The organism is Ottowia sp. oral taxon 894, assembly GCF_001262075.1.
GTDB classification, from domain to species: Bacteria; Pseudomonadota; Gammaproteobacteria; order Burkholderiales; family Burkholderiaceae_C; genus Ottowia; species Ottowia massiliensis.
Map to the genome: position 1 here is coordinate 2,241,437 of NZ_CP012073.1, position 25,886 is coordinate 2,267,322.

The following is a 25,886-nucleotide window of genomic DNA, read 5'->3' on the forward strand; positions in this document are numbered from 1 at the left end:
AGCCTCTCCCCATCAGTAAGACAGAACCAGCCCGTGCGAGAGCTTGACCCAGCCATCGACCAGCACGAACAGCAGCAGCTTGAACGGCAGCGAAATCGTCGTGGGCGAAAGCATCATCATCCCCATCGCCATGAGGATGTTGGCAATGATGAGATCCACGATGAGAAACGGCAAAAAGATGAGAAAGCCGATCTGGAATGCCGCTGACAACTCGCTTACCGTGAAAGCCGGCACCACGATCACGAAATCACGCTCGGTCAGCTGCGCGGCGCGCTCCGCTGGCAGGTTCTTCTGCGCTGTTTGCAGAAAAAAGGCTCGCTCGCGCGGGCTGGAATGCTTGATGAGAAAGTCACGCAGCGGCTCCTTGGCGGCGTCAGCGGCCTGCATCATGTTGGCGCTGCTGTTGCCTCCCGCAGCCTGAGGCAGCGCGCCCACGCGGGCATAGGCGTCCAAGCCCACAGGCAGCATCACGTAAATGGTGAGCACCAGCGCCATGCCATTGAGCACCACATTGGGCGGCACCTGCTGAAGGCCCAGCGCATTGCGCAACAGGCTCAACACCACCACGATTTTGGTGAAGGAGGTCACCATCACCCCCACGAACGGGGCCAGCGCCACGAGGATGACGGTGATCAGCGCTGAAGAGGGAGAAAACTGGGAAAGATCCATAGCGTTTGTTTTCGTGTAATCAGGAAAAGCGTAAGAACCAGTTCAAAGAAACAAGCCGGGTTCAGCTTTCCAGCGCCTGCACGTGCAAGCCGCAGCCGCTGCCCAGCGGCAACAGCGCGCCGCTGGCTTGACGCTGCCCGTTGGCGCACAATTCAGCAGGCCACGGAGCAGGCAAGGGCCAGTGAAACGCGGGCTGCCCCTGGCGCGGCCAGCCTAGCCAAACATCCAGCGGAATGCTGACCGTCTGCTCCAGCATGGCCTGCCCGGCGCCTTCAGTTTCATCTTGCGTTGCGCTGCCAGGCGCGGCGCTGCCATTCACATTCAATGCCAGGCGGGCGTCAGGCAAATCAAGCCAAGCGGCGGCGGGTGGCAGATGACAGCTCATGTCATGCAGCGTCACTGCCCAGCGGTTGGCAAAGGCGGCCGGCAGCCACACCAGCGCTCCGGCTTCCAGCGCCTGTATCGCCTCGGCTGGCACGCTGCCCAGCAGCACCTGCCCGGTTACGGCGCTCCAGGCCAGATGCGGCGCCAGCAGTGCGGCTGGCGGCTGGCCGCCTGGCAACAGGCCGGGCATCAGCGCCAGGCGCGAGCCAGCAGGCGCGAGCGCCGGGGCCTGCACCACGGCCGCCAGCGCGCCCGCAGGCGGCGCTTCCTGCGCCGGAGCCGGGTCCCAGCCTGCATGCAGCCACTCTTCCACGCAAGCAACCAGCGCCTCGGCTTCGGCCAGGCGCAACACCTGCTCCTCACCTGTGGGCGGCGCTGCTGGCGCATCAGCCGCACGAGGAATGCTCAAGTGCACCCAGCCCCTTGATGTCGCGCCGCTGTAGTGCAGCCATTCAGACGGAAAAGCGGAATCATCCTCGGCTGGCGCGGCAGCAGCGTCATGCGGCGGGTCGGTCAGTGAATCAGCGTTCATGCTCAGGCTCGTCAACGGGGCGGCAATGGTAGTTCGTGCTTTGCAACGTATCGTGTCAGTATGTAGTCTTGCCAACACTCTCGCACCTTTGTGTTGGTTTTTCATTAAAAACAGGAGCTAATTCAAGGCCTCAAAAACACATGATGTCCTAGAAGAACGTGGAAAGCGCGCTATTGCTTCAGGAGCGAAATATTCCCTTTTGTTCCACACGCGCCGCCCAAGCCAACGGCTCTGCCGCTGGTGGGCGTGGCCGATAATCGCCGCCCTTTGCGCCGGCGCTTTCCGCTGGCGGCGTATTTCTTCTTTTCTGCTTTTCCCAGACCACCCAATGGCCCAATACGTCTTTTCCATGAACCGCGTCAGCAAGATCGTGCCCCCGAAGCGCGCGATCCTGAAAGACATTTCCCTGAGCTTTTTCCCTGGCGCCAAGATTGGCGTGCTGGGCCTGAACGGCGCGGGCAAATCGACCCTGCTCAAGATCATGGCGGGCATCGACAAAGAGATCGAGGGCGAAGCCACGCCCATGCCCGGTCTGGACATTGGCTATTTGCCGCAAGAGCCGCAGCTCAACCCCGAGCACACCGTGCGCCAGGCGGTGGAAGAGGCGATGAAAGAAGTGAACGATGCGCGCGCGCGGCTGGAAGAAATCTACGCCGCCTACGCCGAGCCGGACGCCGACTTCGACGCCTTGAGCGAAGAGCAAGGCCGGCTGGAAGCCCTCATTGCCGCCGCTGGCACCGACAGCGAGCACCAGCTTGAAATCGCCGCCGATGCGCTGCGCCTGCCGCCGTGGGACGCCGTCATCAAGAACCTCTCGGGCGGCGAAAAGCGCCGCGTGGCGCTGTGCAAGCTGCTCTTGAGCAAGCCCGACATGCTGCTGCTGGACGAGCCGACCAACCACCTGGACGCCGAAAGCGTGCAGTGGCTGGAAATCTTCCTGCAACGCTTTGCCGGCACCGTGGTGGCCATCACGCACGACCGCTACTTTCTTGACAACGCCGCCGAATGGATTCTGGAGCTGGACCGTGGCCACGGCATTCCCTACAAGGGCAACTACTCCAGCTGGCTGGAGCAAAAAGAGGCGCGCTTGAAGCAGGAGCAAAAAAGCGAAGACGCCCGCGCCAAAGCCATCAAGAAAGAGCTGGAGTGGGCGCGCCAAAACCCCAAGGGCCGCCAGGCCAAGAGCAAGGCGCGCCTGGCCCGCTTCGAGGAGCTGAGCGACTACGAATACCAAAAGCGCAATGAAACGCAGGAAATCTTCATTCCCGTGGCCGAGCGCCTGGGCTCCGAAGTCATCGAGTTCAAAGGCGTCAGCAAAAGCTTTGGCGACCGTCTGCTGATCGACAACCTGAGCTTCAAGGTGCCCGCCGGGGCCATCGTCGGCATCATCGGCCCCAACGGCGCGGGCAAGTCCACGCTTTTCAAGCTCATCGCGGGCAAGGAGCAGCCTGACGCCGGTGAAGTCACGCTGGGCAAAACCGTGAAGATGGCCTTCGTCGATCAAAGCCGCGACGATCTGGCCAATGACAAAACCGTGTGGGAAGACATCTCCGGCGGGCTGGACATCATCACCGTCGGCAAATTCCAGATGCCCAGCCGCGCCTACTGCGGGCGCTTCAACTTCAACGGGCAAGACCAGCAAAAGAAAGTGGGCATGCTCTCTGGCGGCGAACGCGGCCGCCTGCACCTGGCCAAAACCCTCATGCAAGGCGGCAACGTGCTGCTGCTGGACGAGCCCAGCAACGACCTGGACGTGGAAACGCTGCGCGCGCTGGAAGACGCGCTGCTCGAATTTGCGGGCAGCGTCATGGTCATCAGCCACGACCGCTGGTTTCTCGACCGCATCTGCACCCACATCCTCGCCGCCGAAGGCGACAGCCAATGGGTGTTTTTCGACGGCAACTACCAGGAATACGAAGCCGACAAGATCAAGCGCCTGGGCGAAGAAGGCGCCCGCCCGCATCGCATGCGCTACAAGGCGCTGAAGTAACTTTCCGCCGCGCCATCCGCGCGTCACGAAAGAGCCGGGGCATCCCGGCTTTTTTCATGCCCAAACCGCCCGCAAGTCCCGGCGCAGGCTGGACTGGCTGCTATGGTTTTTGAAGGAAACAAGGGCAAGCCATGCTGTATAAATCTTTCAGCCTCTCTCCTTATCTCCCTTCCTTGAACAGACTGAGCCTTGCCCATGACCCATACCCCGCCGCATGAACCGCCCGAACTGGCGGGCCGCCGCATCCTTCTGGGCCTGACAGGCAGCGTGGCCTGCTACAAGGCCGCCGAGCTGTGCCGCCTGCTCACGCAAGCGGGCGCCCGCGTGCAGGTGGCCATGAGCGAAGGCGCGCAGCACTTCATCACGGCCGCGACGATGCAGGCGCTCTCCGGCCAGCCGGTATTCACTTCGCAATGGGACGAACGCCCCGCCAATGGCATGGCGCACATCCAGCTGGGCCGCGAGGCAGACGCCATCCTCGTGGCCCCCGCCAGCGCCGACTTTCTGGCCCGGCTGGCGGCAGGCCGGGCGGACGATTTGCTCTCGCTGCTGTGCCTGGCGCGCCCGCGCGAGCGCGCGCCGCTGCTGCTGGCGCCCGCCATGAACCGCGAAATGTGGTCGCACCCGGCCACGCAGCGCAACGTGCGGCAGGCGGCCGCTGACGGCGCGCGCGTGCTGGCCGTGGGCTTTGGCGCGCAAGCCTGCGGCGAAACGGGCGATGGCCGCATGCTGCAAGCGCCCGAACTGCTGGAAGAAGTCATCGCCGCGCTCACCCCGCAAACACTGGCGGGCCGCCGCGTGGTGGTCACGGCCGGGCCGACGTTTGAAGCCATCGACCCCGTGCGGGGCCTCACCAACCGCTCCAGCGGCAAGATGGGCTTTGCCATTGCGCGCGCGGCGCGCCTGGCGGGCGCGCAAGTCACGCTGATCGCCGGCCCCGTGCATCTGCCCACGCCGCATGGCGTGGCGCGGGTGGATGTGGAATCGGCCCTGCAAATGCAAGCCGCCTTGCAGCCCGCACTGCAAGGAGCCGATGTGCTGATTGCCGCCGCCGCCGTGGCCGACTGGCGCGCCGCCGAAGTGGCCGCGCAGAAGATGAAAAAAGACGGCAGCGGCCTGCCGCCGCCCCTGCGCTTTGTGGAAAACCCTGATTTGCTGGCCGCCGCCGCCCGCAGCCCGCGCGCGCAAGCCGGGCAGCTGTATTGCGTGGGCTTTGCCGCCGAAAGCGAAAACCTGCTGGCGCACGCGCAAGCCAAGCGCCAACGCAAAGGCGTGCCGCTGCTGGCGGGCAACATCGGCCCCGCCACTTTCGGGCGCGATGACAACGCGCTCTTGCTGATTGACGAAGCGGGCGTCACCGAACTGCCCGCCGGACTGCAACCGGCCAGCAAGCGCCAGCTGGCCCGCCTGCTGGTGGACGAAATCGCCAGTCGCCTGCCCCGGCGCTGAACCGCTTCCGAAGCCAGCCATTTCGCTATGAATTCAGTAGCGCCCAAGCCCCTGAAACCGTGCGATTGAGGCGTTTTCGGGGCCTTGAATTTGCTCCTGAAAAGAGAGTAAAAAAAGACTTTCACGCCAACCGGAGAACGCCATGAAGCCCAACCCAACGCAAGAGCCTGACGCAGCCGATGAGCTGCTGTCTTTGGGCAAACGGCTGTGTTGTCTGGTCTGGAGACTGATCTGGACGTTTTGCAAATGGATGCTCGAGAACGTGCTGATCTTCATCGCATGCCTGCTGGCTCTTGCTTTCGGGCCGCTGGGGCTGCTGGTCGCCCAGCTTGCTTTTCTTGGGCCGCCTGCTGAAAAGAAGCCGGGCGACGCGGACGAAAAGCAGGGCGCAACTCCAAAACGCCCGCCCCGAACGCCCGGCAAGCCGGCTTGAAAGCGCACACTGGCAGCCGGCCCCATCAATCAGAAAAAAACCATGAGGCCAAACGAAAAGGAAGCAAACGAATGGCGCGAACCCAAACAGCAAGGCCTGACGCTTGCCGCAAAGCTGCTCCAAATCATTGGGGGCTTTTTCAAGCGGATATGGCACACCGTGCTGATTTTTCTGGGCGTCTGCGTGCTTTTGGTTATCAGCGCAGAAGGCGGCCGCCTTGGCCAGCTTGTGAGCTTGCTGGCGGCTTTTCTGATCTTTCTGACCGTGCAGCTATGGCCCGCGCCGCCTTCTTTTGACGAACAAGAGCCGGATCAAAACAGCCATGAAACCTGAAACAGGCCACCTGGAAGGCCCCAACTGGGACACCCCGCCCAACGGCGACTTCGCCGCTTATGTGCAGCAGCTGACCGCGCCTGCCGAGGCTACTGCGCCTGTCACGCTCTTGCCGCTGGTTCCCGTCAAGGCCCAAACACCCAAACAGAAAACGCCCGCGCATGCAGCCTCGCGCAAGCGGCCTTCCTTCCGGCAGCGGCACGCCTGGCCGGCTGCGGTATTCGCGTTTGCGGCCCGGCTTGTGGCCTTCATTGGGCAGGGGATGAAATTTCTGCTGACCATCGCGCTGCTTTTTGTTCCTTTTGGCGGCGTGCTGCAAACCATTTTGGCGAGATACGCATATGGAATCGCCATCGTGCTTGCGGCGCTTTTGCTGGGCGTGGTGCTGGCGCCGTTTCTGGGCGTATGGGGCGCACTGACGGTGTTGCTGGCAACGCTGCTGGCAGGCGCGCTCTGGCGCTATCGCCACACCCGCTTCGTCATGGCGCTGGGCGCGGCATGGCGGCAATGGCTGCGCCGTTTTTCCGATCCGCCCAATCCTGTTTAAAAGCCTGTCTTCAAATCCCCAGCTGACAGCAAAATCTCCCATGTGTCCAAGCGATATAAACCGGCGCGCAGTGGCAAGTGCTGTCCAAACACTTTGCTGAAATGAACAAGAGAGGACGTTTTCGGGCGTGCAGACGGACCAGGCCCAGCGTGACCATCCTTGACTCCCAATTGGTCGAGACCGTCTCAAAAGGGGCAGCGCGGCTACACGGGTAGTCTGATCAATTCAATTGGGCGCAGAGCATGTTTGGCTGGAACATGCAGGTGATCAAGCGCTGCTAAAGCCCCAAACGCTGGATTGAGGTGAGGACTTTTGCCTGGCTAAGTCAAGCGAGAAAATTGGGCAAGGACTACAAGGTCACTGCCCTCTTCAACTGAAGCATTCGTGAAGATTGCCTGCACTCAGCGCATGGTCAGGCTTTGGGAAACAGGCTCTCAGTCGCCTTGCAGCAGCGGCGTGAGGCCGCCGCGCGCGTCCAGGGCCATCAGGTCGTCGCAGCCGCCTACGTGCGTGCCGCCGATGAAGATTTGCGGCACGGTGCGCCGGCCCGTGATTTCAGCCATTTCAGTGCGGCGCTCGGGGGCCAGGTCCACGCGGATTTCTTCCAGCTGCGTCACGCCGCGCTCGGCCAGCAGCTGCTTGGCGCGAATGCAGTAGGGGCAGGTGCCGGTGGTGTAGATCTTGACGTGTTGCATGAGGCGTTCTCTCGTGGGGCGGGTGGTTCCGGGAAGTGTTTTTCAGCTTTTCTCGACGGGCAGGCCTGCTTCGCGCCAGGCTTTCAGGCCGCCTGCGAGCGAAACGGCTTTTTCGTGGCCCAGTTTTTTGGCTACGGCCACGGCGGCGGCGGAGCGGCGGCCGCTGGCGCAGCACAGCACCAGGGGCAGGGTTTTGTTCTTCACGGCGGCGGGCAGCTTCTCGGCCAGCTCGGCCAGCGGCACGTGGCGCGCGTTGGCAATGTGGCCTGTGGCGAATTCGGCAGCTTCGCGCACGTCAATGACGGCGGCCTTTTCACGGTTCATCAGGTGCACCGCCTCGGCGGGCGTGACGGTGGCGGCGCCCGGCTGGCCCGACAGCGCCGGAACAAACAGCATGGCGCCGGAGACGAGCGCCACCAGTATCAGCAGCCAGTTGGCAAGAATGAAGTCCACTTTGTGTTCCTGTTCCGGGCGGCTCTGTGCAAAAAGGCCGCTTCCGGGCAAAAAAATGAAAGCCCGAAGGGGCTGCGAGGGGTGGAAAAAAGCGGGCGATTCTAAAATGCCGCCTTTTTTCTTTCAGCCCTTTCCCATTTCCTGCCGCCCAGCCGGCCATTGCAATGCACAAGCTCGTTCTGATACGCCACGGCGAATCCACCTGGAATCTCGAAAACCGCTTCACCGGCTGGACGGACGTGGATCTCACGCCCAAGGGCATCGAACAGGCCCGGCAAGCGGGCCGCCTGCTTAAGGAGGAAGGCTACGAGTTCGACCTGGCCTGCACCAGCGTGCTCAAGCGCGCCATCCACACCCTCTGGCACTGTCTGGACGCCATGGACCGCCAGTGGCTGCCCGTGATCAAGAGCTGGCGGCTCAACGAGCGCCACTACGGCGCCTTGCAGGGGCTGAACAAGGCTGACATGGCCCGCCAATACGGCGACGAACAGGTTCTGATCTGGCGCCGCAGCTACGACGTGCCCCCGCCCGCCATGCGCGAGGACGACCCGCACCGCGAAGGCGGCGATGCGCGCTACGCCGCCCTGCAACCCGGCGAAGTGCCGCTGACCGAATGCCTGAAAGACACCGTGGCCCGCGTGCTGCCCTACTGGGAAGGCGAGCTGGCCCCGCGCATCCGCCAGGGCCAGCGCCTGCTGGTTTCAGCGCATGGCAATTCCATTCGCGCCCTCGTCAAGCACCTGGATGGCATTTCGGACGCGGGCATTGTCGCCCTCAACATTCCCAACGGCATTCCCCTCGTCTATGAGCTGGATGACGATCTCAAACCCCTGAGCCACTATTACCTGGGCGACGCGCAGGCTGCCGAACAGGCCGCAGCCGCCGTCGCCAGCCAGGGCAAGGCCTGAGAACCTGCTGCGGGAACCCGTTTGCACGCCTTTTCCCTTTCCCCACCTGAAAACCCGACACCCCCATGAGCCAGAAACTCAAAATCGCGGGCTGGCTGTGCGCGGGCGCGCTGGCTGGCGCGCTTGGCACGGCTTCGCTGCAATCTGCGGCCCGCAACAGCAACCTCGCCCCGCTGCCCCTGCACGAGCTGGAGCAATTCGCCGCCGTCTTCGGCATGATCAAAAGCGACTATGTCGAGCCGGTGGACGAGAAAAAACTCATCACCGATGCCATCGCCGGCATGGTCTCCAGCCTCGACCCGCACTCGCAGTACCTCGACAAAAAGACCTATCAGGAATTTCGCGAAGGCTCCAGCGGCCGCTTCGTCGGCCTGGGCATTGAAATCACGCAGGAAGACGGGCTGATCCGCATCGTCTCGCCCATAGAAGACAGCCCCGCCTACCGCGCCGGCCTGCTGCCGGGCGATCTCATCACCAAGATTGACGACACCGCCGTGCGCGGCCTCTCATTGAGCGACGCCGTCAAGCGCATGCGCGGCGAGCCGAACACCAAAGTCACCCTCACCATCTTCCGCAAGGACGAAAACCGCACCTTCCCCGTCACCATCACCCGCGCCGAAATCCGCACGCAATCGGTCAAAACCAAAATGGTCGAGCCGGGCTACGCCTGGGTGCGCCTCTCGCAATTCCAGGAACGCACGGTGGAAGACTTCGTGCGCAAAGTCAGCGATCTGTACGAAAAAGACCCCCACATCAAGGGCCTGGTGCTCGATTTGCGCAACGACCCCGGCGGCCTGCTGGACGCGGCCGTAGCCATCTCCGCCGCCTTCCTGCCCAAAGACGTTACCGTCGTCACCACCAACGGCCAAATCGCCGAAAGCAAGGCCACCTTCCGTGCCTCGCCCAGCGACTACATGCGCCGCCCCGGCTCCGACCCGCTGGCCCGCCTGCCTGCCGCGCTCAAGAAAGTGCCGCTTGTCGTGCTCGTCAATGAAGGCTCGGCCTCCGCCAGCGAAATCGTCGCTGGCGCACTGCAAGACCACAAGCGCGCCACCATCATGGGCAGCCAAACCTTTGGCAAAGGCTCCGTGCAAACCGTGCGCCCGCTCGGCCCCGACACCGGCCTGAAAATCACCACCGCCCGCTACTACACGCCCAAAGGCACCTCCATCCAGGCGCGCGGCATCGTGCCCGACATCATGGTCGACGACACCGCAGAAGGCAGCCCCTACGCCTCGCTGCACGTGCGCGAAGCCGATCTGGAAAAACACCTCAGCGGCGCAAGCGAAGCGAAAAAAGACCCCGCCCTTGAAAAAGAGCTGGAAAAAGAGCGTGAAGAAGCCATCAAGCGCCTGGAAGCCGAATCCAAAAAACCCGCCAGCCAGCGCCGCCCGCCCGACTACGGCAGCGAAAAAGATTTCCCCTTGCAACAGGCCCTGGCCAAGCTCAAGGGCAAGCCCGTGAAAGTAAGCAAAACGCTGACCGAACGCAAAGTAGCCGCAGACCGTCAGGACGGCGCGGACAAGGTGGCCGAGCGAATTTCCAGCAAGCCCGCGCCCAAGCCAGCTGGCGACAAAACAGAGCAGCGGCAAGACAAAACGCCGCAAAAAGATAAATCACAAGACAAATAAAAAAGGGCTGTGAAGGCCCTTTTTTATTGCGCGAGACATTTTTTGCTGCCCTGCGTTTTATGAATGTCCCATGCCCGCCATGAGGCGGCTCATGCGCCACTGAATCATCAAGATGCTTTGATGACCTTTTATGCGGCGCTGTAATCCCGCGTGCTCAATTCACTTTTGTTGCAGGCCGGGGCCTCTAGCACCTGTTCAGAGTCTGATATCGCTCTTCTATTCATAGCATGATGTCCTAGTGGAACAGGCGCGGAACGCGTTTTCCGCCTTCTTGAATTCGCTCCTTTTTTAGGAATGCCAAGGCCGCTGCTGGCGCCGCAGCGTCCATGAATCTGCCTGGCCGAAAGGCCCCGGAAAACACGCGCCGCGTTGCATGGCGATATTGGGGAAAACCTGATGCTGGTGATGTGCGCCAGCCGCTACAGTCGCGCCCGCCGCGAAAACAGCGGCGCGCGGAAATTCAAGGGGAAATTTGCCACTTTCGGCGGCATTTCCCGCTGGCCCGCGCAGAACGCATATCCACACAAACAAAGGAGACATACATGCCAATGCAGCGTGAATACGGCAAGGAACACCCTTTCTGGCCCTTGGGGCCATTCAAATTGAGGCTGCCTTTCATTCATTACCGGTGGGAATTTCCGGAAATGATTCAGGCTTTTCTGATGTTCGTGGTCAGCCTGGGCATGATTCCCTTGCTCCAGCAATATCTGGGGCTGCCGTACGAAGCTGCGCTGGCGGGCGTGGTGATTTGCGGCATTGGCTTCATGCTGCCCGCGCTGATGGGCGTGCCGCTGGTGCCGGGCTGGATTACGCCGGCCATTCCGGTGGTGCTGCTGTATTTGCAGAATTTCGAGCCGGGGCCGGAAGCCGTCAAGGCAATGGTGGCGCTGCAAATCGAGGTTTGCGCCATTTTCCTGGTTCTTGGCATCACGGGCCTGGGCGACAAGCTGGTCACGCTGATTCCCAATTCGCTCAAATGCGGCATCATCATCGGCGCGGGCATTGCCGCCATGATGGGGGAGCTGAAAGCGGGCGGCCGTGTTTCGAACGCGCCCTTTTCCATTTTGATGGGCGCGATGATCGCCGCCTATATTCTTTTTTCGCTCTCATTCAAAAGCGTGGTGCTGCGCAGCCGGGCGGCCAAAATCATTTCCAATTTCGGCATGGTGCCCGGCATTGTGGTTGCCATGCTGATTGGCTGGGTGATTGGCGAATTTCCGCTGCCCGATATTCAATGGGGTATTACCAAGCCCGATTTCGGCTTGCTGTTCAGTCATTTGGCCTTTAACGTGGGCTGGCCTGACTGGAACATGTTTCTGCTGGCTGCGCCCACGGCGGTGATTGCCTACGTGATTGCCTTTGGCGATATTCTGGTGGGCTTTACGCTTGTCAAGCGCGCCGATCACCAGCGCCCCGATGAAGTGATCGAAAACAACGTGACTCGCGCGCACTTGGTCACGGCCATTCGCAATGCGCTGCATGCCGTGCTGGCCCCTTGGCCCGGCCTGGCCGGACCGCTGTGGACGCCCGTGCAGGCCGTCATTGCCGAACGCTACGCGCTGGGCCGCAAGTCCATGGATACCCTATACGGCGGGCAGGGCGCATTCTGGATTTCGGGCTTTCTGGCGCTGTTTGTGCTGCCGCTGGTCTCGATGTTCAAACCCGTGCTGCCGTTGGCGCTGTCGCTGTCGCTGATTCTCACGGCCTATATCTGCATCATGGTGGGTATGGAAGAGCTGAAAGACTCCGCCGAACGCGGTGTGGCAGGCATTGTGGCCGTCACGCTGGCCATGCCCGATACCAAAGCCACCATTTACGCCATCGTGGCCGGGCTGGTGCTGTATTTCCTGATTGAGCGCCAAAATGCTGCCAGCCGCAAGAAGGGCGAGCTGTCCATGATTTTGGACACCACCGAAGCCATTGAGGCCGCCGACGAAAAAGGCGTGGCCAGCCCGGCACAAAAGTGATAACGCCATTTGCCGCCCTGTCCGCTCAAAACGCGCCAGAATCAGCGCAAAGCCAATAAAGCTGCACGGCGGTCATTCAGGGCAATAATAAAAAGGGCCTTCCCGGCCCTTTTTGTTTGCCAGCCAATACGCCCTGCGCGAGCGCGCCAAGGCCATGCGAAAAGAAATGGACGAAACCGGAGCGCAGTAACAAAGCCGCCCGCGCGCAGCCGCTTTCTGGCGCAGCGCGGCTTTGTTTATATCCAGCCCCTGGAATAATGAGATGCTGCATCAAAGACGCAGTTTTAAAGATGCAGAATTTCAAAGCGGAAACAGGCCCAAGGTCCGCTGAGTGAAAAATCAATCCGGGCTGATTTTTCCACCCAAGCATCAAATCCAAAAAAAAGCGTACGTTTACAGGCGTGCATGCGCCAAATCATAATAAACAACGCGAAACCCATAAACAGATGATGCTCCAGTTTCACGACAGCCGCCGTCCGTCTGTTTGAAGTTTGTCCGTAAGAGCTAAAAGCGCGGACTTGGGCGGTTTATGGCGTTGCAAATGCTTTGTCAGACAGCACTGCCTGTTCGCGGCTTACGCCTTGCAGCCGCTCTAATCCGCTCTTTTCCCCTCACGGCCAAACTCTGGGCAGTTTCCCAGAAACAGGAGCAAATTTAAGGGGCAATAAAACACTGTTCCGCGCAGTATTTATAGCTAGATATTGCGCAGATCCGTATTTTTGCCCCTTTATATTTTCTCCTGTTTTTGAGGCGTCCTGGCAGGCTCTTGCTCGCCGCCGGGCTCCTGCCAGATGGTGGCCTGGCCGCTGGCCGCCAGCACGCGGCGGCCAGCAGGCACGGTGTCGGCTGCGCCATCGGCAGATGTGGCTGGCGCGGCTGGCTCAGCGGCGGATGGGGCCAATGGCTCCAACTGCGTCAGCGCCGCCTGGGCCTGCCGCCAGTGCCGCTGCCGGGCGGGGCCAGTCTCGCAGGCGGCGGCCATCAAGTGCGCCTGCGCTTGCAAGGCCCAATCCTGCGCGCCAGCGGCGGCCAGTGCGGCGGCGGCGGCTTGCCTAGCTTGCGCCGTGCGGCCAGCCAGGCGGTGCGCCCAGGCTTCGGCCAGGCAGGCTTCGGGCGGGCGGGCAGGCGCGCGCCGCCCGAATCTGGCAAACCGGGCCAGCGCAGCGGCAGGCCGCCATGCCTTGCGCAGCGCCAGGCGGCCCGCGTGCAGCAGCAGCGCCGCCGCCAGCAGCAACAGCAGCGCCAGGTTGGCGGATACGTCCACCCGCCAGGGCGGCCAAAACAGCGTGACCGTGCCCAGGTTGCCGCCCATGAGCAGCGCCAGCGCCACGGCGCAGGCGAACAGGCCCAGAAACCACAGCACGGCGCGCATGAGGGCGTTGTTCACTTCAGAACTCTCCGGTGCGGGCGTCTTCATGGGCGGCCGGGCGCGTGTGGGGCTGGCCCTGCGCGTCAGGCGTGGCGTTGGCTTCGGCGCTGCCGTTTGCGTCGGCATCTGCCGCATTGGCGGCGCTGATGGCCTCGGAGCTGGCGCTGGCCGCGTCAGCCAGCGCCGCCAGCGTGGCGCTGGCGCTGGGCATGGGCGCGCCTTGCAGGGCTGCCTGCGCTTGCCGCAGGCGCGCCAGCGCGTCGCGCGTGGCCTGCGCCTGCGGCGCGAATAGCTCGCCCAGCATCTGTTCGGCGCGGGCCAGGTCGGCCTGCGCGGCATCGCGCCGCCCGGACAGCAAGGCCAGGCGCGCGCCTTGCAGGCGCAGCTTCACGTGCTGGCGCACGAAAAACGCTTGCTGCGGCGTCATCATGCTGGCGTCGGGCCGGTCGATGCGGCTCACGCGCACCAGCCGCCCGGCGCCAGACCAGGCTTCGCGCCACGCGCGCTGCCACCACGGGGCGGGGGCGGCTTCCGGCGGCTCCTGCGCATCGGAAGCGTCCGCTGCGTCATTGGCGGCGGGAATGGTGTCTATCTGTCCCCACAGCGCATCCAGTTGCGTCAGCAGGCTGGCGATGTCGGGCACGTCTGCCGACTGCGCGCGCTCCAGGTCTTGCCGCGCGGCGCGCGCGGCGGCGGCCAGGCGTGGATTGGCGGCTTGGCGGATGCGCTCTTGCACCAGATGCAGCGCCGTTTGCAGGGGCGTTACGTCGCCCGAGAGGCGGGACTGGATTTGCGCGGCCTCCAGCATGGCGGCCAGGTCGGTCACCAGGCTGTCATCGCGGGCGCGCACGGCGGTTTGCAGCAGCTCGTCTGTCTGCCGCTGCCAGGACAGCAGCTCGTCCAGGCTGCCTTCGGCGACTGCCAGCCGGGCCTTGGCGGTTTGCGCCATGCCCTGGGCCTGCCGGGCCTGCGCCTGCGCCTCGTCCGCCTTGGCGCCGCTGGCAGCGCTTTGACGGGCCAGCTGCTCTTGCGTGTGCGCCAGCTTTTGCCATAGCAGCGCGCTGGATGTGAGCGCCAGCACGGCCACCGCCCACAGCAGCATTTGCTGAACGCCTGCCAGGCGCGGCGCGGGCGCGGCGAGAGATGAAACAGGCGCAGGAGCGGGGGCGGTCATGCCCAAATTGTAGGAAACGGTTGCAGTTTCGCCAGCTTTCCGGACGGAGCGGCGCCGCCGCTGGTCATGCCCGCTTTCAGGTTTGCGGCGGCCACGGCCTTGGGGCGCGCCCATGGCCCGCTGGCGCTCATGGCACTGCTCATGGGCGGGATGGCGCTGTCTGTTTGCATCAGAAACAGGAGCAAATTCAAGGGGGTATGAAATACCATCTCGCGCAGTTTCTACTAGGACATCATGCTATTGATACAGGAGCGGATAAATCGGCGCATTCATATCCTGCGCATGGGTTGCCTGCGTCTTTTCCGCTCGGGGCGTTTTTTCCAGCCTGTGGGCGGGCATGAGCGGGAACGGGGCATGAGAGCCTTGCGCGGCCCTGTTCGCAGGCGGTTGGTCGCTGAAAGGGCGAACCCGGACGGTTTGCGGCCTTGCAAATCTTCGCGGGGCCGGAAGCGGGCGCGGGCCTGCCTGGCGCGCTACGCGGCTGGCCAGCCCTGGAGGTGTTGCTGCACCAGGGACACGAGGGCGCGGATCCAGTCCGGGTCGTCATTGAGCGCCGGGATGTAGTGGAATTCGCGTCCGCCTGCGTACAGGAAAGCGTCGCGTGCGTCTTCGGCGATTTCTTCCAGGGTTTCCAGGCAGTCGCTCACGAAGCCGGGGCAGGCCACGTCCACACGGCCTGTGCCGGCTTGGCCCAGGCGCGCCAGCGTGGGCGCCGTGTAGGGCTGCAGCCATTTGGCGCGGCCAAAGCGGGACTGGAAGGCGGTCACGTATTGCCCTTCGCGCAGCCCCAGCGCCTGCGCCAGCAGCCGCGCGGTTTCATGGCACTGCTGCGGGTAGGGGTCGCCCAGGTCGGCCATGCGCTGCGGCAGGCCGTGAAAGCTGAGCAACAGCACATCAGGCCGCCCATGTGTCTGCCAGTGCTGGCGGATGCGCCCGGCAAGCGCCGCCACATAGCCCGCATGGGCGTGAAAGGCCCCGGCCAGCCGCAGCTCGGGCAGGCTGCGCACGGTGCGGCCCCAGGCGAATACGGCGTCATGCACGCTGGCCGTGGTGGTGGCTGAATACTGCGGGTACAGCGGCAGCACCAGTATGCGTGCGCAGCCCTGCGCCTTGAGCGCGTCCAGCTCCTGCGCAATGGCGGGCTGCCCGTAGCACATGGCATGACGCACGGCTACGCGCAAGCCGGCTTCGTGCAGGTAGCCGCGCAGCAGGCTGGCCTGCTTTTTTGACCAGGCCAGCAGGGGCGAGCCTTGCTCAGTCCAGACGGTGCGGTACTTGGCCGCAGAGCGCGCCGGGCGCGTGCGCAGCACCCAGCCATGCAGCACGGGCAGCCACAGCGCGCGCGGCGCTTCCACGATGCGCGGGTCGCTCAGGAACTGCGCCAGATACCGCCGCACAGCCGGCGTGGTGGGCGCTTCAGGCGTGCCCAGGTTGCACAGCAGAACGCCCGTGCCGGAAGGCGCGGGGGCGTCGGGGGGAGCGGGTTCGGGGCGGTAGCGCATGAGCTGGGAGGAGTGTGCGGATCAGGGATCAGAAAAGCGGGCAGCGGCAGCGCGGAAATGCAAGGAGCTTGCGGAAGCGGAAAAGGCGCGCCTTCGGGAAGGGTTTCTGGACGGGGGCCGGGCCTGCTTCGCAAGCGTGCAATCGGCCTCAAGCCCCCGTGAAATCAGCGCGGGCAGCTATTGTTCTGATAGTGAATGCGTCATTGGACCGCCTGCTGCCGGAGGGCCTGAAGGGCCGGGCCGCTGCAAAAAGCGTTCATCTGTTGCGGGGCAGCCTGGCGGGTGAGCCTGGCTTGCTCCGTGGCGCGGGCCATCAGCTCGGCGTAGCGGCCGCTGTTTTCGTATTGGGCGTAGGCTTGCCGCCTGTTTTGCCGCCATTTCTGATACAGGGGCATGCCCTGCTCGTTGAAGTCTGGCAGGTGCTTGCAGCTTTCAACAAGGGAGTCAGTGGCCACGAGGCGCAGGATGGCTTCGTCAGCGCTGGCATCGCCCGCCGCAGGGCCGCCGCCGGCTTGCGCGGCAGCGCCTCTGCCAGGCTGCTGGGCGGCAGACGGCGGCGCAGCTGGCGAGCGCGGGCTTGCCACGGCGCTTTGCCGGGCGCTGGCAGGGCAGGGCTGCTCCTGATAGCTCACTTTGCCTGCGGCGTCCGTGCATTTGTTGATGGCCCAGGCCCCGCCCGGGGCCAGGCAGGCCAGCGTCAGAAGAAAGAAAGCAGTGGTTTTCATAGGGCGTCCAGAACCTGTTCAGGGTTTGGCTGTGAAAGGGCAAAAGTGCGGATCGGGATGGGCGGCAAGGCGCAGATGGCGCAGATGGGCTTTGCGGCTACTTGCTGCCCATCGAAGATTTGCGATGTCCGCGAACGCCCGGGGCCGCGTTTTTTGCACCCACGGGCAGACTTTGAGCGGGTTCTCAGGCGCGCTTTTCGACGACGCTGTCAATCAGGCCGTAATCCTTGGCCTCGGGCGCGGTCATGTAGTAGTCGCGCTCGGTGTCGTGCACGACTTTTTCATAGGGCTGGCCAGTGCGCTCGGCCAGGATGCGGTTCATCTGTTCCTTGGTGCGCAGCAGATCGCGCGCCTGGATTTCGATGTCGGTGGCCTGGCCGCGCGCGCCGCCGAGCACCTGGTGAATCATGATTTTGCTGTTGGGCAGGCTGTAGCGCTTGCCCTTGGCGCCTGCGGCCAGAAGAAACGCGCCCATGCTGGCGGCAAAGCCCAGGCACATGGTGGAAACATCAGGCTTGATGAACTGCATGGTGTCGTAAATAGACAGGCCCGCCGTGACGCTGCCGCCGGGGGAGTTGATGTAGAAGGAAATGTCCTTGTCGGGGTTTTCGCTTTCGAGAAACAGCAGCTGGGCCACGACGAGATTGGCGCTCTGGTCATTGACTTCGCCCACGAGGAAGACGACGCGCTCTTTGAGCAGGCGCGAATAGATGTCAAAGGAGCGCTCGCCCCGGCCCGATTGCTCGATGACCATGGGGATAAGGCCGAGATTGCTGGCAGGTTCCTGGATGTGCATGCGTGTTCTCCTCAAGAAGTGACCGGCGGAAAAATGGGGCTTGGCCTGTGCGGCTCAAGCCCCCTTGGGTGCGAATGGGCTGCGCCTGTGTGTTCAGGTCAGGCGGCGGCAGCGCTCATCAGCTCATCAAAGCTGAGGGTTTTTTCGGTGACTTTGGCATGGCTGAAGACGTAGTCCGCCACGTTGGCTTCCAGCACCATGGCTTCAACATTGGACAGGCGGTTGGCGTCCTGGAAGTACCAGCGCTCCACTTCAGCGGGGCGCTCATAGCTGGCCGCCAGTTCCTTGACCTGCGCCTTGATTTGCTCTGGCGTGGCCTGAAGCTTGTGGGCATTGACCAGCTCGGCCAGCACCAGGCCCAGACGTACGCGGCGCTCGGCATTGGAGCGGAAAAGGTCTTCCGGCAGATCAACCTTGTCGGCATCCTTGATGCCGCGGGCTTTCAGGTCGGCGCGGGCGCTTTCGCTCATGCGGGCCACTTCGGCCTGCACGCTGGCCTTGGGCACGTCAAATTCGGTTTTGGCCGTGACCGCATCCAGCGCGGCTTGCTTGTTGCGGGCGGCCACGCGGAATTTGACTTCGCGCTCCAGGTTCTTGCGCACATCGGCGCGCAAACCCTCAATGGTGGGGTCGGCCACGCCCAGAGATTTGATGAAGGCTTCATTCAGCTCGGGCAAATGGGCGGCTTCAATGTTCTTGAGCGTGACAAGAAAGTCAGCCGTTTTGCCCGCCACTTCCTTGCCGTGATAGTTTTCGGGGAAAGAGAGCGGGAAAGTCTTGCTTTCTCCCGTTTTCATGCCGCGCACGGCATCTTCAAACTCTTTGAGCATCTGGCCTTCGCCAAGGATGAAGACGAAGTCATCGGCCTTGCCGCCTTCAAACGGCTCGCCGTCGAGCTTGCCGGAAAAGTCGATAGTGACGCGGTCGCCTTCTTCAGCAGGGCTGCCTTTGGCGCGCTGCGCGAATGTGCAGCGCTGCTTGCGAAGAATGTCGATGGTGCGGTCAATGGCGTCTTCGCTGACCTTGGCAGACAGTTTCTCGACCTCAACGGAAGACAAATCGCCCAAGTTGATTTCGGGAAAAACCTCGAACACGGCATCGAAAACCAGCTGGCCTTCAGGCGCGTCGCTTTTTTCAGTGATGGTGGGCTGGCCCGCCACGCGCAGCTTGGCATCAGCGGCTTCCTTGAAAAAAGCCTCGCCAACCTTGTCATTGACCACTTCGTACTGCACGGAATAGCCATAGCGCTGGGCAACGATATTCAGCGGGACTTTGCCAGGGCGGAAGCCATCCATGCGCACCGTGCGGGCGAGTTTGCGCAAGCGGGCTTCGACTTCGCTGCGGATGGAGTCCGCAGGCAAGGTGAGCGTCATTTTGCGCTCCAGCTTTTCAAGGGTTTCGATGTTGGCAGCCATATTTGTTCCGGGTTGCAAAGGTGATTTGGCAGGATGCGCGCTCAGGAAAGCGCCATTCCGAAAGAGCGGGCCAGAAAGGAGTTCCGGGCGCAAGGAAAACCGGGCATTTTAGCTTGCGCTGCCCGCATCAAGGCCCGGGTCTTCAGGGGAAGCCAGACGGAAGCTTTCATTGGCCCATGCGCCCAGATCATGCAGTTTGCACCGTTCGCTACAGAAGGGGCGAAAGCGGTTTTCAGGCGCGTACAAGCTAGGGCGGCCGCAAGAGGGACACTTGACGTGGCGCGGGGCAGGCGGCTGGGCTTCAGTCATGAGCAAAGCGCCAGCTCGAACGCCACATCATCAGCCACGGGTGCGCTTTTGTTCCCGGCTAGCTGCTGCATGAACTGTATGGATATCAGCAGCCGGTTGCCGCTGATTTTGGGAACGACATTCATTTTTTTGGGAAGAGACAGCCGTATGAGCTGCACCTGGCGGCCCTGAGGCAGCGCATGCTGGAACTGGCCTTGCTGCGCTTGCGCCATTTGCGGCGTGCCAGAGTCGCGCAACATATGCAAAAGAAGCGCCAGAGCATTGGCCAGCGGCTGCAAGTGTGAAGTCCAGCGGCTCAGATCAGCCAAGCGGGCGTCAGCGTGGCCTTCTTGCCAAGCGTGATATGCAGGCAAGTCAAAGGAGCAGGTGCCGCCCGGTATGAAAATGCGGCTGCGAACACTCATCAGCCAGTCATCTTCCGTCAGTTGGCTGCAGGGTTTGCCGTGCTGGCGCTTGAGAGCGGAAAAAGCGTTTTCCACATAACCGGCAAAGGCTTCCAGCGCCTCTTGGGCGATGGCCGGGTTGCCGCGTTGGGCGGACAGATAGGCTTTGTGGTTTTCCAGATCTTTCAGCACATCAGTCTTGATGTCGATCCGGCCGGCCATGTCCATGATTTCAAACAAGGTGACCAGCGCAAAATGGTGATCCAAGGCTGCCGTATGGGCTAGCAAACTGCTCAGGCGATGAAGAAGGTGCTCCAGTCGCAAGTAAGTGCGGATGCGCTCGTTAAAGGGGTATTCGTACAGGATCACGCGAAAGCGGGCACGGGCTGGCAAAGGGGCGCATCATAGTCCGAAGCGGGGAAGAAGTGCTTCAAGCTGCTTCTCCAACGCTTGCAGCGTTGTGCCAGCATCATTGGTAATCACAAAGTTGGCCATAGCTAGCCGCTGCGCCCGGCTGGCTTGCGCAGACAGAATGTGCATCACTTCTTCGCGGGAAAGTTGGCTACGGGCCACGACGCGGGTAATTTGCACTTCTTCCGGACAATCAACGACCAGCAGCGCGTCAATGCGAGATTGCCAGCGCGCGAAATTCTCAATCAGCAGCGGAACATCAAACACAACGCAGCGCACGCTGCGCATGGCCGCCTCACGTGTCTGCTCTTCCAGTGCCTGTTCAACCAGCGGGTGAAGGATGGTTTCCAGGCGCTGCCTTGCAGCCGGATCAGCAAAAATCATTTGCCGCATTGCGCTACGGTTCAGCGCGCCATCCGGGCCAATGACATGAGTTCCAAATTGAGCGGCAATAGCTGGAAGCGCTGCACCATGAGAGGCGGTTAACGCACGTGAAATGGCATCGGCGTCAATGACGGCTGCGCCACGTGCGGCAAGCATCTGCGCGACAGTGGTTTTGCCGCTGCCTATGCCGCCAGTCAATCCCAACCGAAGCACGGGAAGATAGGATAAAAAGCTTCAGGCGCCCAGCCCGATGGCGCGCAAAATGCTGGTGGGGCTGAAAATCATGGCGGTCAATCCAGCCAGCGCCAGAAAAGGCCCAAAGGGCACATAATGTCCTTCTCTAAGATTATTGCAGAACTTCATGCCAATTCCAGCAAGCGCGCCAATGACAGAAGCCATCAGAATAATCGGTATCAATGCATTCCAGCCAAACCAAGCCCCCAAAGCTGCGAAAAGCTTGAAATCGCCATAACCCATGCCCTCTTTCCCCGTAAGCAACCTGAATGCCCAATAAATGGACCACAAAAAGAGGTAACCCGCCATCGCCCCAATTACGGAATGGGATAGCGGAACAGCTGTCAAATGAAGCAATGATGCCAGTAAACCGCCCCAAACCAGAGGCAGGGTCAAATCGTCAGGTAATAGCGTTGTGTCCCAGTCAATCATGGTCATGACGATCAGAAAGGCAGAAAACGCCGCCCATGCCACGCCAGAAGCTGTCAGGCCCCATTGCCAGCCGCACCATGCAAATAGAAGCCCTGTCGCCAGTTCGATGGCGGGATAGCGCCATGAGATACTCGCATTGCAGCCAGAGCATCTGCCGCGCAGGAATACCCAGCTGAATATTGGGATATTCTCGAACCAGCGAATTTTATGCCCACAGCTTTGGCATCGTGAAGACGGCATCATGAGATTGAATCTCGGCAAATCTTCAACCGCCTGCATGATATGCCGTCCAACCGCTTCCATATTTTCAGGGGCAGTAGTCCGTGAACCGAAACTTAGCGCCCATAGGGTCTTCTCATCTGCGGTAGTACCGGAAATATTCGATCCTGCTTCATGAAGCCAGGATCGATACATCATTTGAGGCAGACGATAAATAACGACATTGAGAAAGCTGCCAACCAGAAGTCCAAAAATCAGATAGATTATTGCATCTATAGTATTTTCGTGCATATCTCAGACAACAGAACCCAGCTTGAAGATCGGCAAATACATTGAGACAACAATGCCGCCAATAATGGTTCCAAGGAAAACAATAATGATAGGCTCCATCAGGCTTGACAGTCCGGCAACCATCTCATCAACTTCGGCTTCGTAGAAGTCGGCCGCTTTGCCAAGCATATGGTCAATGGAGCCCGATTCTTCGCCAATGGCAGTCATTTGTATAACCATGCTCGGGAATACATTTGCATTGGACATGGCATTTGTCAGGCTGGTGCCAGTCGAAACTTCCTGTTGGATTTTTTGAGTTGCCGACTTATAAATATAGTTACCTGCCGCGCCGCCAACTGAATCCAAGGATTCAACAAGAGGAACGCCAGCAGCAAACATGGTCGAGAGGGTCCGCGTCCAGCGCGCAATCACTGACTTTTCAATCAGATTGCCAAAAATTGGTATTTGTAAAAGCAGCCGATCCATGAACATCTGCATTTTCTCATTTCTCTTCCATGACTGCAGGAAAAAATACACCCCACCAAATATTCCGATAAATATGATATACCAGTATTTTACGAAAAATTCGCTCATGGCGATCACAAAAAGCGTTGGCGCTGGCAAATCTGCGCCAAAATTTTCGAAGACGCTCTTGAATGCCGGGATGACAAAGATCATGATCAAGGCAACGACCACGAATGCCACGACAATAACGGCAACCGGATACATCAATGCTGATTTGATTTTTGATTTAATGGCTTCCGTCTTTTCCATGTAAATGGCAAGACGATCCAGAAGATCTTCCAAAATACCCGCCGCTTCCCCGGCCTCTACCAAATTGCAGTAGAGGGTATTGAAATAGAGTGGATGTTTCCGAAAGGCCGATGACAAAGAAGAGCCTGATTCCACATCGGTGCGAATGTCATTGAGCAGCTTGGCAACGCTGGGGTTGGTACTGCCCCGACCAACAATGTCAAAGGATTGCAGCAACGGCACGCCCGCCTTCATCATGGTGGCGAGCTGTCGGGTGAATATGGCTATGTCTTTGGGCGCGATTTTTTTGCCAGACCGCATCCGGCGCTTGCGCACTTTTGTTACTAAAATGCCTTGCCTGCGCAAGGTAGCTTGGACCTGATGCTCGCCGGCGGCTCGCAACTCGCCCCGAACAATTTTGCCGTTGCGATCTTTACCTTCCCATTCAAAGATAACTTCTTTGACGGATTTCATGTTTGGGCGTGAGGCTGCTGTTGCCATATTCAGTGCGCTCCCTTGGGATCTTTGAAAGGGTTTATTCGTTAGTAACGGCCAAGACTTCTTCAAGCGAAGTGACGCCTATTTTTACTTTGTGCAGACCAGACTCACGCAATGAACGGACTCCCTCGGAGCGAGCCTGGTCTGATATCTCCAGGGCGCTCCCATCAGCGAGAATAATGCGCTGCATCTCTTCTGAAATAGGCATGACTTGATAGATGCCGACCCGGCCTTTATAACCGTTGTTGCATGCGTCGCATCCGACAGGTCTGTAGGGTGTCCAGCTTCCATCCAGATCTTCTTCTGTAAACCCGGCCTCTAAGAGAGCTTCATTGGGTATATCAGTGGGCTCCTTGCATTTTGGGCAGAGTCGCCGCGCCAAGCGTTGGGCTGTGATAAGAATGACGCTGGATGCGATGTTAAATGGGGCGATCCCCATATTTCGCATGCGCGTTAACGTTGTCGGAGCATCGTTGGTATGCAGTGTGGATAATACTAAATGCCCTGTCTGGGCCGCCTTGATGGCAATGTCAGCTGTTTCCAGATCACGAATTTCACCTACCATGATGATATCCGGATCCTGACGGAGAAAGGCCCTGAGGGCGACAGCAAAAGTCAGGCCAGCCTTGTCATTCATATTGACCTGGTTGATGCCAGGCAAGTTGATTTCAGCCGGATCCTCTGCAGTGGATATATTGACCCCTGGCTTGTTTAACAAGTTGAGACAAGTATAGAGCGAAACAGTTTTGCCAGAGCCAGTGGGGCCGGTAACGAGAATCATGCCATAGGGGCGCTCAATGGCCGTCATCAAACGCTCTTTTTCAATTGGTTCGTAGCCGAGGGCATCAATTCCCAACTTGGCGCTGCTCGGGTCCAGAATACGGATCACGATTTTTTCGCCAAACAGGGTGGGCAAGGTGCTGACGCGGAAATCAATCACGCGATCAGGCCCCAGTTTGAGCTTCATGCGGCCATCTTGCGGCACGCGTTTTTCGGAAATATCAAGACGCGAAATAACCTTGATGCGAGAAGCCAGTTTTTCTTTGATGCCGGGTGGAGGACTGGCAATTTCGCGCAATTCGCCATCTATGCGAAAACGCACCCGGTACATGAATTCGTAGGGTTCAAAATGCAAGTCAGAGGCGCGCATACTGACGGCGTCTACCAGCATTTTTTGCAGGAAGCGAACGATAGGAGTGTCTTCGCTGTCATCTTGTTCAGCATCTTCTTCGGCTTCATTGGGGCTGGCGGCATCTTCGCCAAATTCGAAGTCGTCGGCGCTGATGCCGTCCATTCCATCGCCTGTGCCGCGAGTGGCTGTCTCGATCAGATGGGAAAGTTTGTCATATTCGGCAATGACCCATTCCACACCCATCTGGGTGGCGAACTTGACTTTTTCTGCAGCTTCGTTATCCGTGGGATCAGCTGTTGCGATGATGAGCCGGTTGCCTCTCTTGCTTAGAGGCAGGATGCGGTATTTGACGATCAGCTTGCGATCGATCAGATCCTGCGGGAGGCGGTTGGGGTCAATGGCCGCGGCATCAATGAGCGGCGCCGCGAATGCAGCGGAAATGGTGTGCGCCAGATCGAAGGCGGAAACCGCGCCGGAGCCAGTTAGCTCCGCAATGAAATTTTTGTTGGACTGCTGCGCCTTCTTGTAGAGGTCTTCAGCGGCTTGCTGGCCGAGCTTGCCAGTCATGACCAGCGTGTGCGCCAAGCCGGGCAGAGGCGCTGCTTGTGCGGGGGATTCAACGGTTGCCATCGGTGACCAAAGATTTGCAGACTAAAGTTATCTGTCAATCATCGTCGAATGGTGAGTTTTTGTAAATCAAAAAGACGGCGCAATGTGTGAATGAATCGACACAATACGCGTTTTCCTATGGGGGAGTGTTGTTTTCCAGCAGGTTGCTGTCTGAACCAGCTGGTCGGGGTGAGAGGATTCGAACCTCCGGCCTCTACGTCCCGAACGTAGCGCTCTACCAGGCTAAGCTACACCCCGTATGCGGGCGGGAAGGCTGAAGGAGATTTCAGGTCCGCCGCTGCAAAAGTTGAGTCGCCAATTCTATCATTGACTGACTATGAGGATTGGTGGGCAGCAAGGCAGCTGCGCGAATGGCGCTTTCAGCCTGGCGGGCGGCTACTTCGCGCGCGCCTTGCAGCGCGCCGCTTTGGCGCACGATGGAGATGATGGCTTCCATGTCTTGCGCACTGCCTTCTTCCACGGCGCGGCGCACAACAGCCGCTTCTTCGGCGCGGCTGCGCTGCATGGCGATGATGAGCGGCAGCGTGGCTTTCCCTTCGCGCAGGTCGTCGCCCAGGTTCTTGCCCATCTCATGGCTGTCACCGTCATAGTCGAGTACGTCGTCAATGATTTGGAAGGCGGTGCCCAGGGATCGGCCGTACTCGACGCAGACGGCTTCCACGGCGGCGCCGCTGTCGGCGAGCACGGCGCCCAGACGGGCGCTGGCTTCAAACAGTTTGGCGGTTTTGGAACGAATGACGTGCAGATAGGCCGCTTCATCGAGCGTGGCGTTATGAATGTTCATGAGCTGAAGCACTTCGCCTTCGGCGATGACGTTGGTGGCATCGGCCAGGATCTGCATCACGCGCATGTTGTTGCTGTCCACCATCATCTGGAAGGCGCGCGAGTAGAGAAAGTCGCCGACCAGCACGCTGGCCGGGTTGCCAAAAACCTCGTTGGCCGTGCTGCGGCCGCGCCGCAGGGTGGATTCATCGACCACGTCGTCATGCAGCAAGGTGGCCGTATGGATGAATTCGACCACGGCGGCCAGATTGAAGCGTTGTTCCCCCTTGTAGCCCAGGGCGCCGCAGGCCAGCAGCAGCAGAACCGGGCGCAAGCGTTTGCCGCCGGAAGAGATGATGTAGCGCGCCACTTCGCCAACCAGTGGCACGCCGGAGTCCAGCCGCTGCGCAATAGTGGCGTCAACCTGGCGCAGGTCATCGGCGACGAGAGCGAGAATTTTCTGGATGGATGAGGATACGGGCACAGTTGAAAACCGC

26 protein-coding genes and 1 tRNA gene are annotated in these 25,886 nt (G+C 60.7%); 8 read left to right on the forward strand and 19 right to left on the reverse strand.

The features are described 5' to 3' along the window. Nucleotides 1–12: 12 nt before the first annotated feature. Both sctR and ADJ79_RS09820 read right to left on the reverse strand, forming a co-directional pair. Nucleotides 13–669: a type III secretion system export apparatus subunit SctR gene (gene sctR / locus ADJ79_RS09815; RefSeq protein ID WP_050715801.1), complete on the reverse strand. Its 657-nt coding sequence runs from the start codon at nucleotides 667–669 to the stop codon at nucleotides 13–15. A 61-nt stretch (nucleotides 670–730) separates the two neighbouring features. Continuing rightward, on the reverse strand, nucleotides 731–1,585 hold the full coding sequence (locus ADJ79_RS09820; RefSeq protein ID WP_050715802.1) for a hypothetical protein: 855 nt from the start codon (nucleotides 1,583–1,585) through the stop codon (nucleotides 731–733). A 328-nt stretch (nucleotides 1,586–1,913) separates the two neighbouring features. On the opposite strand from ADJ79_RS09820, the gene ettA reads away from it, so the two are divergent. The 5 genes from ettA (at nucleotide 1,914) to ADJ79_RS09845 (ending at nucleotide 6,337) form a co-directional block, all read left to right on the forward strand. Next, nucleotides 1,914–3,575 (forward strand): energy-dependent translational throttle protein EttA, encoded by a 1,662-nt coding sequence (gene ettA, locus ADJ79_RS09825; RefSeq protein ID WP_050715803.1) that lies wholly within the window; start codon nucleotides 1,914–1,916, stop codon nucleotides 3,573–3,575. Nucleotides 3,576–3,770: 195 nt separating this feature from the next. Next, complete coding sequence (coaBC, locus tag ADJ79_RS09830; protein ID WP_050715804.1) at nucleotides 3,771–5,024, forward strand: bifunctional phosphopantothenoylcysteine decarboxylase/phosphopantothenate--cysteine ligase CoaBC; 1,254 nt, start codon at nucleotides 3,771–3,773, stop codon at nucleotides 5,022–5,024. A gap of 142 nt (nucleotides 5,025–5,166) precedes the next feature. Beyond that, nucleotides 5,167–5,457, forward strand: a complete 291-nt coding sequence (locus ADJ79_RS09835; RefSeq protein WP_050715805.1) for a hypothetical protein — start codon at nucleotides 5,167–5,169, stop codon at nucleotides 5,455–5,457. A gap of 42 nt (nucleotides 5,458–5,499) precedes the next feature. Continuing rightward, nucleotides 5,500–5,790 carry a hypothetical protein gene (locus ADJ79_RS09840; RefSeq protein WP_050715806.1) on the forward strand — a complete coding sequence of 97 codons (291 nt, stop codon included), beginning with the start codon at nucleotides 5,500–5,502 and terminating at the stop codon, nucleotides 5,788–5,790. Further along, nucleotides 5,780–6,337: a hypothetical protein gene (locus ADJ79_RS09845; protein WP_050715807.1), complete on the forward strand. Its 558-nt coding sequence runs from the start codon at nucleotides 5,780–5,782 to the stop codon at nucleotides 6,335–6,337. Before ADJ79_RS09840 ends, ADJ79_RS09845 begins: the two co-directional genes overlap by 11 nt. 434 nt (nucleotides 6,338–6,771) lie before the next feature. Here the strand turns inward: ADJ79_RS09845 and grxC are convergent, their stop codons facing one another. Continuing rightward, entirely contained in the window at nucleotides 6,772–7,032 is a 261-nt protein-coding gene (gene grxC, locus ADJ79_RS09850; protein WP_050715808.1) for a glutaredoxin 3, read from the reverse strand. 42 nt (nucleotides 7,033–7,074) lie between these two features. After that, the gene (locus ADJ79_RS09855) at nucleotides 7,075–7,485 is read right to left on the reverse strand and encodes a rhodanese-like domain-containing protein (RefSeq protein ID WP_050716561.1); all 411 of its coding nucleotides are present in this window, start codon (nucleotides 7,483–7,485) and stop codon (nucleotides 7,075–7,077) included. A gap of 164 nt (nucleotides 7,486–7,649) precedes the next feature. On the opposite strand from ADJ79_RS09855, the gene gpmA reads away from it, so the two are divergent. The 3 genes from gpmA to ADJ79_RS09870 all read left to right on the forward strand — a co-directional run bounded on the left by gpmA (nucleotide 7,650) and on the right by ADJ79_RS09870 (nucleotide 11,991). After that, entirely contained in the window at nucleotides 7,650–8,393 is a 744-nt protein-coding gene (gpmA, locus tag ADJ79_RS09860) for a 2,3-diphosphoglycerate-dependent phosphoglycerate mutase (RefSeq protein WP_050715809.1), read from the forward strand. 65 nt (nucleotides 8,394–8,458) lie between these two features. After that, nucleotides 8,459–10,024, forward strand: coding sequence for a S41 family peptidase (locus ADJ79_RS09865; RefSeq protein ID WP_050715810.1), 1,566 nt, complete (start codon nucleotides 8,459–8,461; stop codon nucleotides 10,022–10,024). Between the two features lie 542 nt (nucleotides 10,025–10,566). Then, nucleotides 10,567–11,991, forward strand: coding sequence for a solute carrier family 23 protein (locus tag ADJ79_RS09870; protein WP_050715811.1), 1,425 nt, complete (start codon nucleotides 10,567–10,569; stop codon nucleotides 11,989–11,991). A 76-nt stretch (nucleotides 11,992–12,067) separates the two neighbouring features. Here the strand turns inward: ADJ79_RS09870 and ADJ79_RS14385 are convergent, their stop codons facing one another. From ADJ79_RS14385 to ADJ79_RS09935, 15 genes are all read right to left on the reverse strand, one after another. After that, on the reverse strand, nucleotides 12,068–12,361 hold the full coding sequence (locus tag ADJ79_RS14385; protein ID WP_156304131.1) for a hypothetical protein: 294 nt from the start codon (nucleotides 12,359–12,361) through the stop codon (nucleotides 12,068–12,070). A 357-nt stretch (nucleotides 12,362–12,718) separates the two neighbouring features. Continuing rightward, nucleotides 12,719–13,378: a heme biosynthesis HemY N-terminal domain-containing protein gene (locus tag ADJ79_RS09875; protein WP_050715812.1), complete on the reverse strand. Its 660-nt coding sequence runs from the start codon at nucleotides 13,376–13,378 to the stop codon at nucleotides 12,719–12,721. 1 nt (nucleotide 13,379) lies between these two features. After that, nucleotides 13,380–14,534 carry a uroporphyrinogen-III C-methyltransferase gene (locus ADJ79_RS09880; RefSeq protein WP_050715813.1) on the reverse strand — a complete coding sequence of 385 codons (1,155 nt, stop codon included), beginning with the start codon at nucleotides 14,532–14,534 and terminating at the stop codon, nucleotides 13,380–13,382. Nucleotides 14,535–15,007: 473 nt separating this feature from the next. Next, complete coding sequence (gene hemH / locus ADJ79_RS09885; protein WP_050715814.1) at nucleotides 15,008–16,036, reverse strand: ferrochelatase; 1,029 nt, start codon at nucleotides 16,034–16,036, stop codon at nucleotides 15,008–15,010. Between the two features lie 200 nt (nucleotides 16,037–16,236). Continuing rightward, the gene (locus ADJ79_RS15490) at nucleotides 16,237–16,761 is read right to left on the reverse strand and encodes a DUF4124 domain-containing protein (RefSeq protein ID WP_050715815.1); all 525 of its coding nucleotides are present in this window, start codon (nucleotides 16,759–16,761) and stop codon (nucleotides 16,237–16,239) included. A gap of 184 nt (nucleotides 16,762–16,945) precedes the next feature. Further along, entirely contained in the window at nucleotides 16,946–17,557 is a 612-nt protein-coding gene (gene clpP / locus ADJ79_RS09895; protein WP_050715816.1) for an ATP-dependent Clp endopeptidase proteolytic subunit ClpP, read from the reverse strand. 98 nt (nucleotides 17,558–17,655) lie between these two features. Beyond that, a complete protein-coding gene (tig, locus tag ADJ79_RS09900) occupies nucleotides 17,656–18,972 on the reverse strand; it encodes a trigger factor (protein ID WP_050715817.1) in 1,317 nt (438 codons plus the stop codon). A 108-nt stretch (nucleotides 18,973–19,080) separates the two neighbouring features. After that, nucleotides 19,081–19,281: a DNA gyrase inhibitor YacG gene (locus ADJ79_RS13305; RefSeq protein WP_082203248.1), complete on the reverse strand. Its 201-nt coding sequence runs from the start codon at nucleotides 19,279–19,281 to the stop codon at nucleotides 19,081–19,083. After that, nucleotides 19,278–20,033 (reverse strand): cell division protein ZapD, encoded by a 756-nt coding sequence (zapD, locus tag ADJ79_RS09905; protein WP_050715818.1) that lies wholly within the window; start codon nucleotides 20,031–20,033, stop codon nucleotides 19,278–19,280. Before zapD ends, ADJ79_RS13305 begins: the two co-directional genes overlap by 4 nt. 33 nt (nucleotides 20,034–20,066) lie before the next feature. Next, nucleotides 20,067–20,672 carry a dephospho-CoA kinase gene (gene coaE, locus ADJ79_RS09910; protein ID WP_050715819.1) on the reverse strand — a complete coding sequence of 202 codons (606 nt, stop codon included), beginning with the start codon at nucleotides 20,670–20,672 and terminating at the stop codon, nucleotides 20,067–20,069. A gap of 21 nt (nucleotides 20,673–20,693) precedes the next feature. Continuing rightward, nucleotides 20,694–21,635 (reverse strand): A24 family peptidase, encoded by a 942-nt coding sequence (locus ADJ79_RS09915; RefSeq protein ID WP_050715820.1) that lies wholly within the window; start codon nucleotides 21,633–21,635, stop codon nucleotides 20,694–20,696. Nucleotides 21,636–21,638: 3 nt separating this feature from the next. Next, nucleotides 21,639–22,868 carry a type II secretion system F family protein gene (locus tag ADJ79_RS09920; RefSeq protein WP_050715821.1) on the reverse strand — a complete coding sequence of 410 codons (1,230 nt, stop codon included), beginning with the start codon at nucleotides 22,866–22,868 and terminating at the stop codon, nucleotides 21,639–21,641. A gap of 34 nt (nucleotides 22,869–22,902) precedes the next feature. Further along, the gene (gene pilB, locus ADJ79_RS09925) at nucleotides 22,903–24,627 is read right to left on the reverse strand and encodes a type IV-A pilus assembly ATPase PilB (RefSeq protein WP_050715822.1); all 1,725 of its coding nucleotides are present in this window, start codon (nucleotides 24,625–24,627) and stop codon (nucleotides 22,903–22,905) included. A gap of 160 nt (nucleotides 24,628–24,787) precedes the next feature. Further along, nucleotides 24,788–24,864: transfer RNA gene (locus ADJ79_RS09930), tRNA-Pro, on the reverse strand. Between the two features lie 28 nt (nucleotides 24,865–24,892). Then, nucleotides 24,893–25,873 carry a polyprenyl synthetase family protein gene (locus ADJ79_RS09935; protein WP_050715823.1) on the reverse strand — a complete coding sequence of 327 codons (981 nt, stop codon included), beginning with the start codon at nucleotides 25,871–25,873 and terminating at the stop codon, nucleotides 24,893–24,895. Between the last annotated feature and the right edge of the window lie 13 nt (nucleotides 25,874–25,886).

Bases quoted from the DNA above. Each gene is read 5' to 3' on its own strand.
- ADJ79_RS09920 (WP_050715821.1), bottom strand. From the start codon at position 22,868: ATGGCAACAGCAGCCTCACGCCCAAACATGAAATCCGTCAAAGAAGTT.
- ADJ79_RS09870 (WP_050715811.1), top strand. From the start codon at position 10,567: ATGCCAATGCAGCGTGAATACGGCAAGGAACACCCTTTCTGGCCCTTG.
- hemH (WP_050715814.1), bottom strand. From the start codon at position 16,036: ATGCGCTACCGCCCCGAACCCGCTCCCCCCGACGCCCCCGCGCCTTCC.
- sctR (WP_050715801.1), bottom strand. From the start codon at position 669: ATGGATCTTTCCCAGTTTTCTCCCTCTTCAGCGCTGATCACCGTCATC.
- ADJ79_RS09820 (WP_050715802.1), bottom strand. From the start codon at position 1,585: ATGAACGCTGATTCACTGACCGACCCGCCGCATGACGCTGCTGCCGCG.
- ADJ79_RS09865 (WP_050715810.1), top strand. From the start codon at position 8,459: ATGAGCCAGAAACTCAAAATCGCGGGCTGGCTGTGCGCGGGCGCGCTG.
- ADJ79_RS15490 (WP_050715815.1), bottom strand. From the start codon at position 16,761: ATGAAAACCACTGCTTTCTTTCTTCTGACGCTGGCCTGCCTGGCCCCG.
- grxC (WP_050715808.1), bottom strand. From the start codon at position 7,032: ATGCAACACGTCAAGATCTACACCACCGGCACCTGCCCCTACTGCATT.
- ADJ79_RS09915 (WP_050715820.1), bottom strand. From the start codon at position 21,635: ATGCACGAAAATACTATAGATGCAATAATCTATCTGATTTTTGGACTT.
- ADJ79_RS14385 (WP_156304131.1), bottom strand. From the start codon at position 12,361: ATGCTTGGGTGGAAAAATCAGCCCGGATTGATTTTTCACTCAGCGGAC.
- ADJ79_RS13305 (WP_082203248.1), bottom strand. From the start codon at position 19,281: ATGACTGAAGCCCAGCCGCCTGCCCCGCGCCACGTCAAGTGTCCCTCT.
- ADJ79_RS09845 (WP_050715807.1), top strand. From the start codon at position 5,780: ATGAAACCTGAAACAGGCCACCTGGAAGGCCCCAACTGGGACACCCCG.
- ADJ79_RS09840 (WP_050715806.1), top strand. From the start codon at position 5,500: ATGAGGCCAAACGAAAAGGAAGCAAACGAATGGCGCGAACCCAAACAG.
- clpP (WP_050715816.1), bottom strand. From the start codon at position 17,557: ATGCACATCCAGGAACCTGCCAGCAATCTCGGCCTTATCCCCATGGTC.
- gpmA (WP_050715809.1), top strand. From the start codon at position 7,650: ATGCACAAGCTCGTTCTGATACGCCACGGCGAATCCACCTGGAATCTC.
- ADJ79_RS09835 (WP_050715805.1), top strand. From the start codon at position 5,167: ATGAAGCCCAACCCAACGCAAGAGCCTGACGCAGCCGATGAGCTGCTG.
- tig (WP_050715817.1), bottom strand. From the start codon at position 18,972: ATGGCTGCCAACATCGAAACCCTTGAAAAGCTGGAGCGCAAAATGACG.
- coaBC (WP_050715804.1), top strand. From the start codon at position 3,771: ATGACCCATACCCCGCCGCATGAACCGCCCGAACTGGCGGGCCGCCGC.
- pilB (WP_050715822.1), bottom strand. From the start codon at position 24,627: ATGGCAACCGTTGAATCCCCCGCACAAGCAGCGCCTCTGCCCGGCTTG.
- ettA (WP_050715803.1), top strand. From the start codon at position 1,914: ATGGCCCAATACGTCTTTTCCATGAACCGCGTCAGCAAGATCGTGCCC.
- ADJ79_RS09880 (WP_050715813.1), bottom strand. From the start codon at position 14,534: ATGACCGCCCCCGCTCCTGCGCCTGTTTCATCTCTCGCCGCGCCCGCG.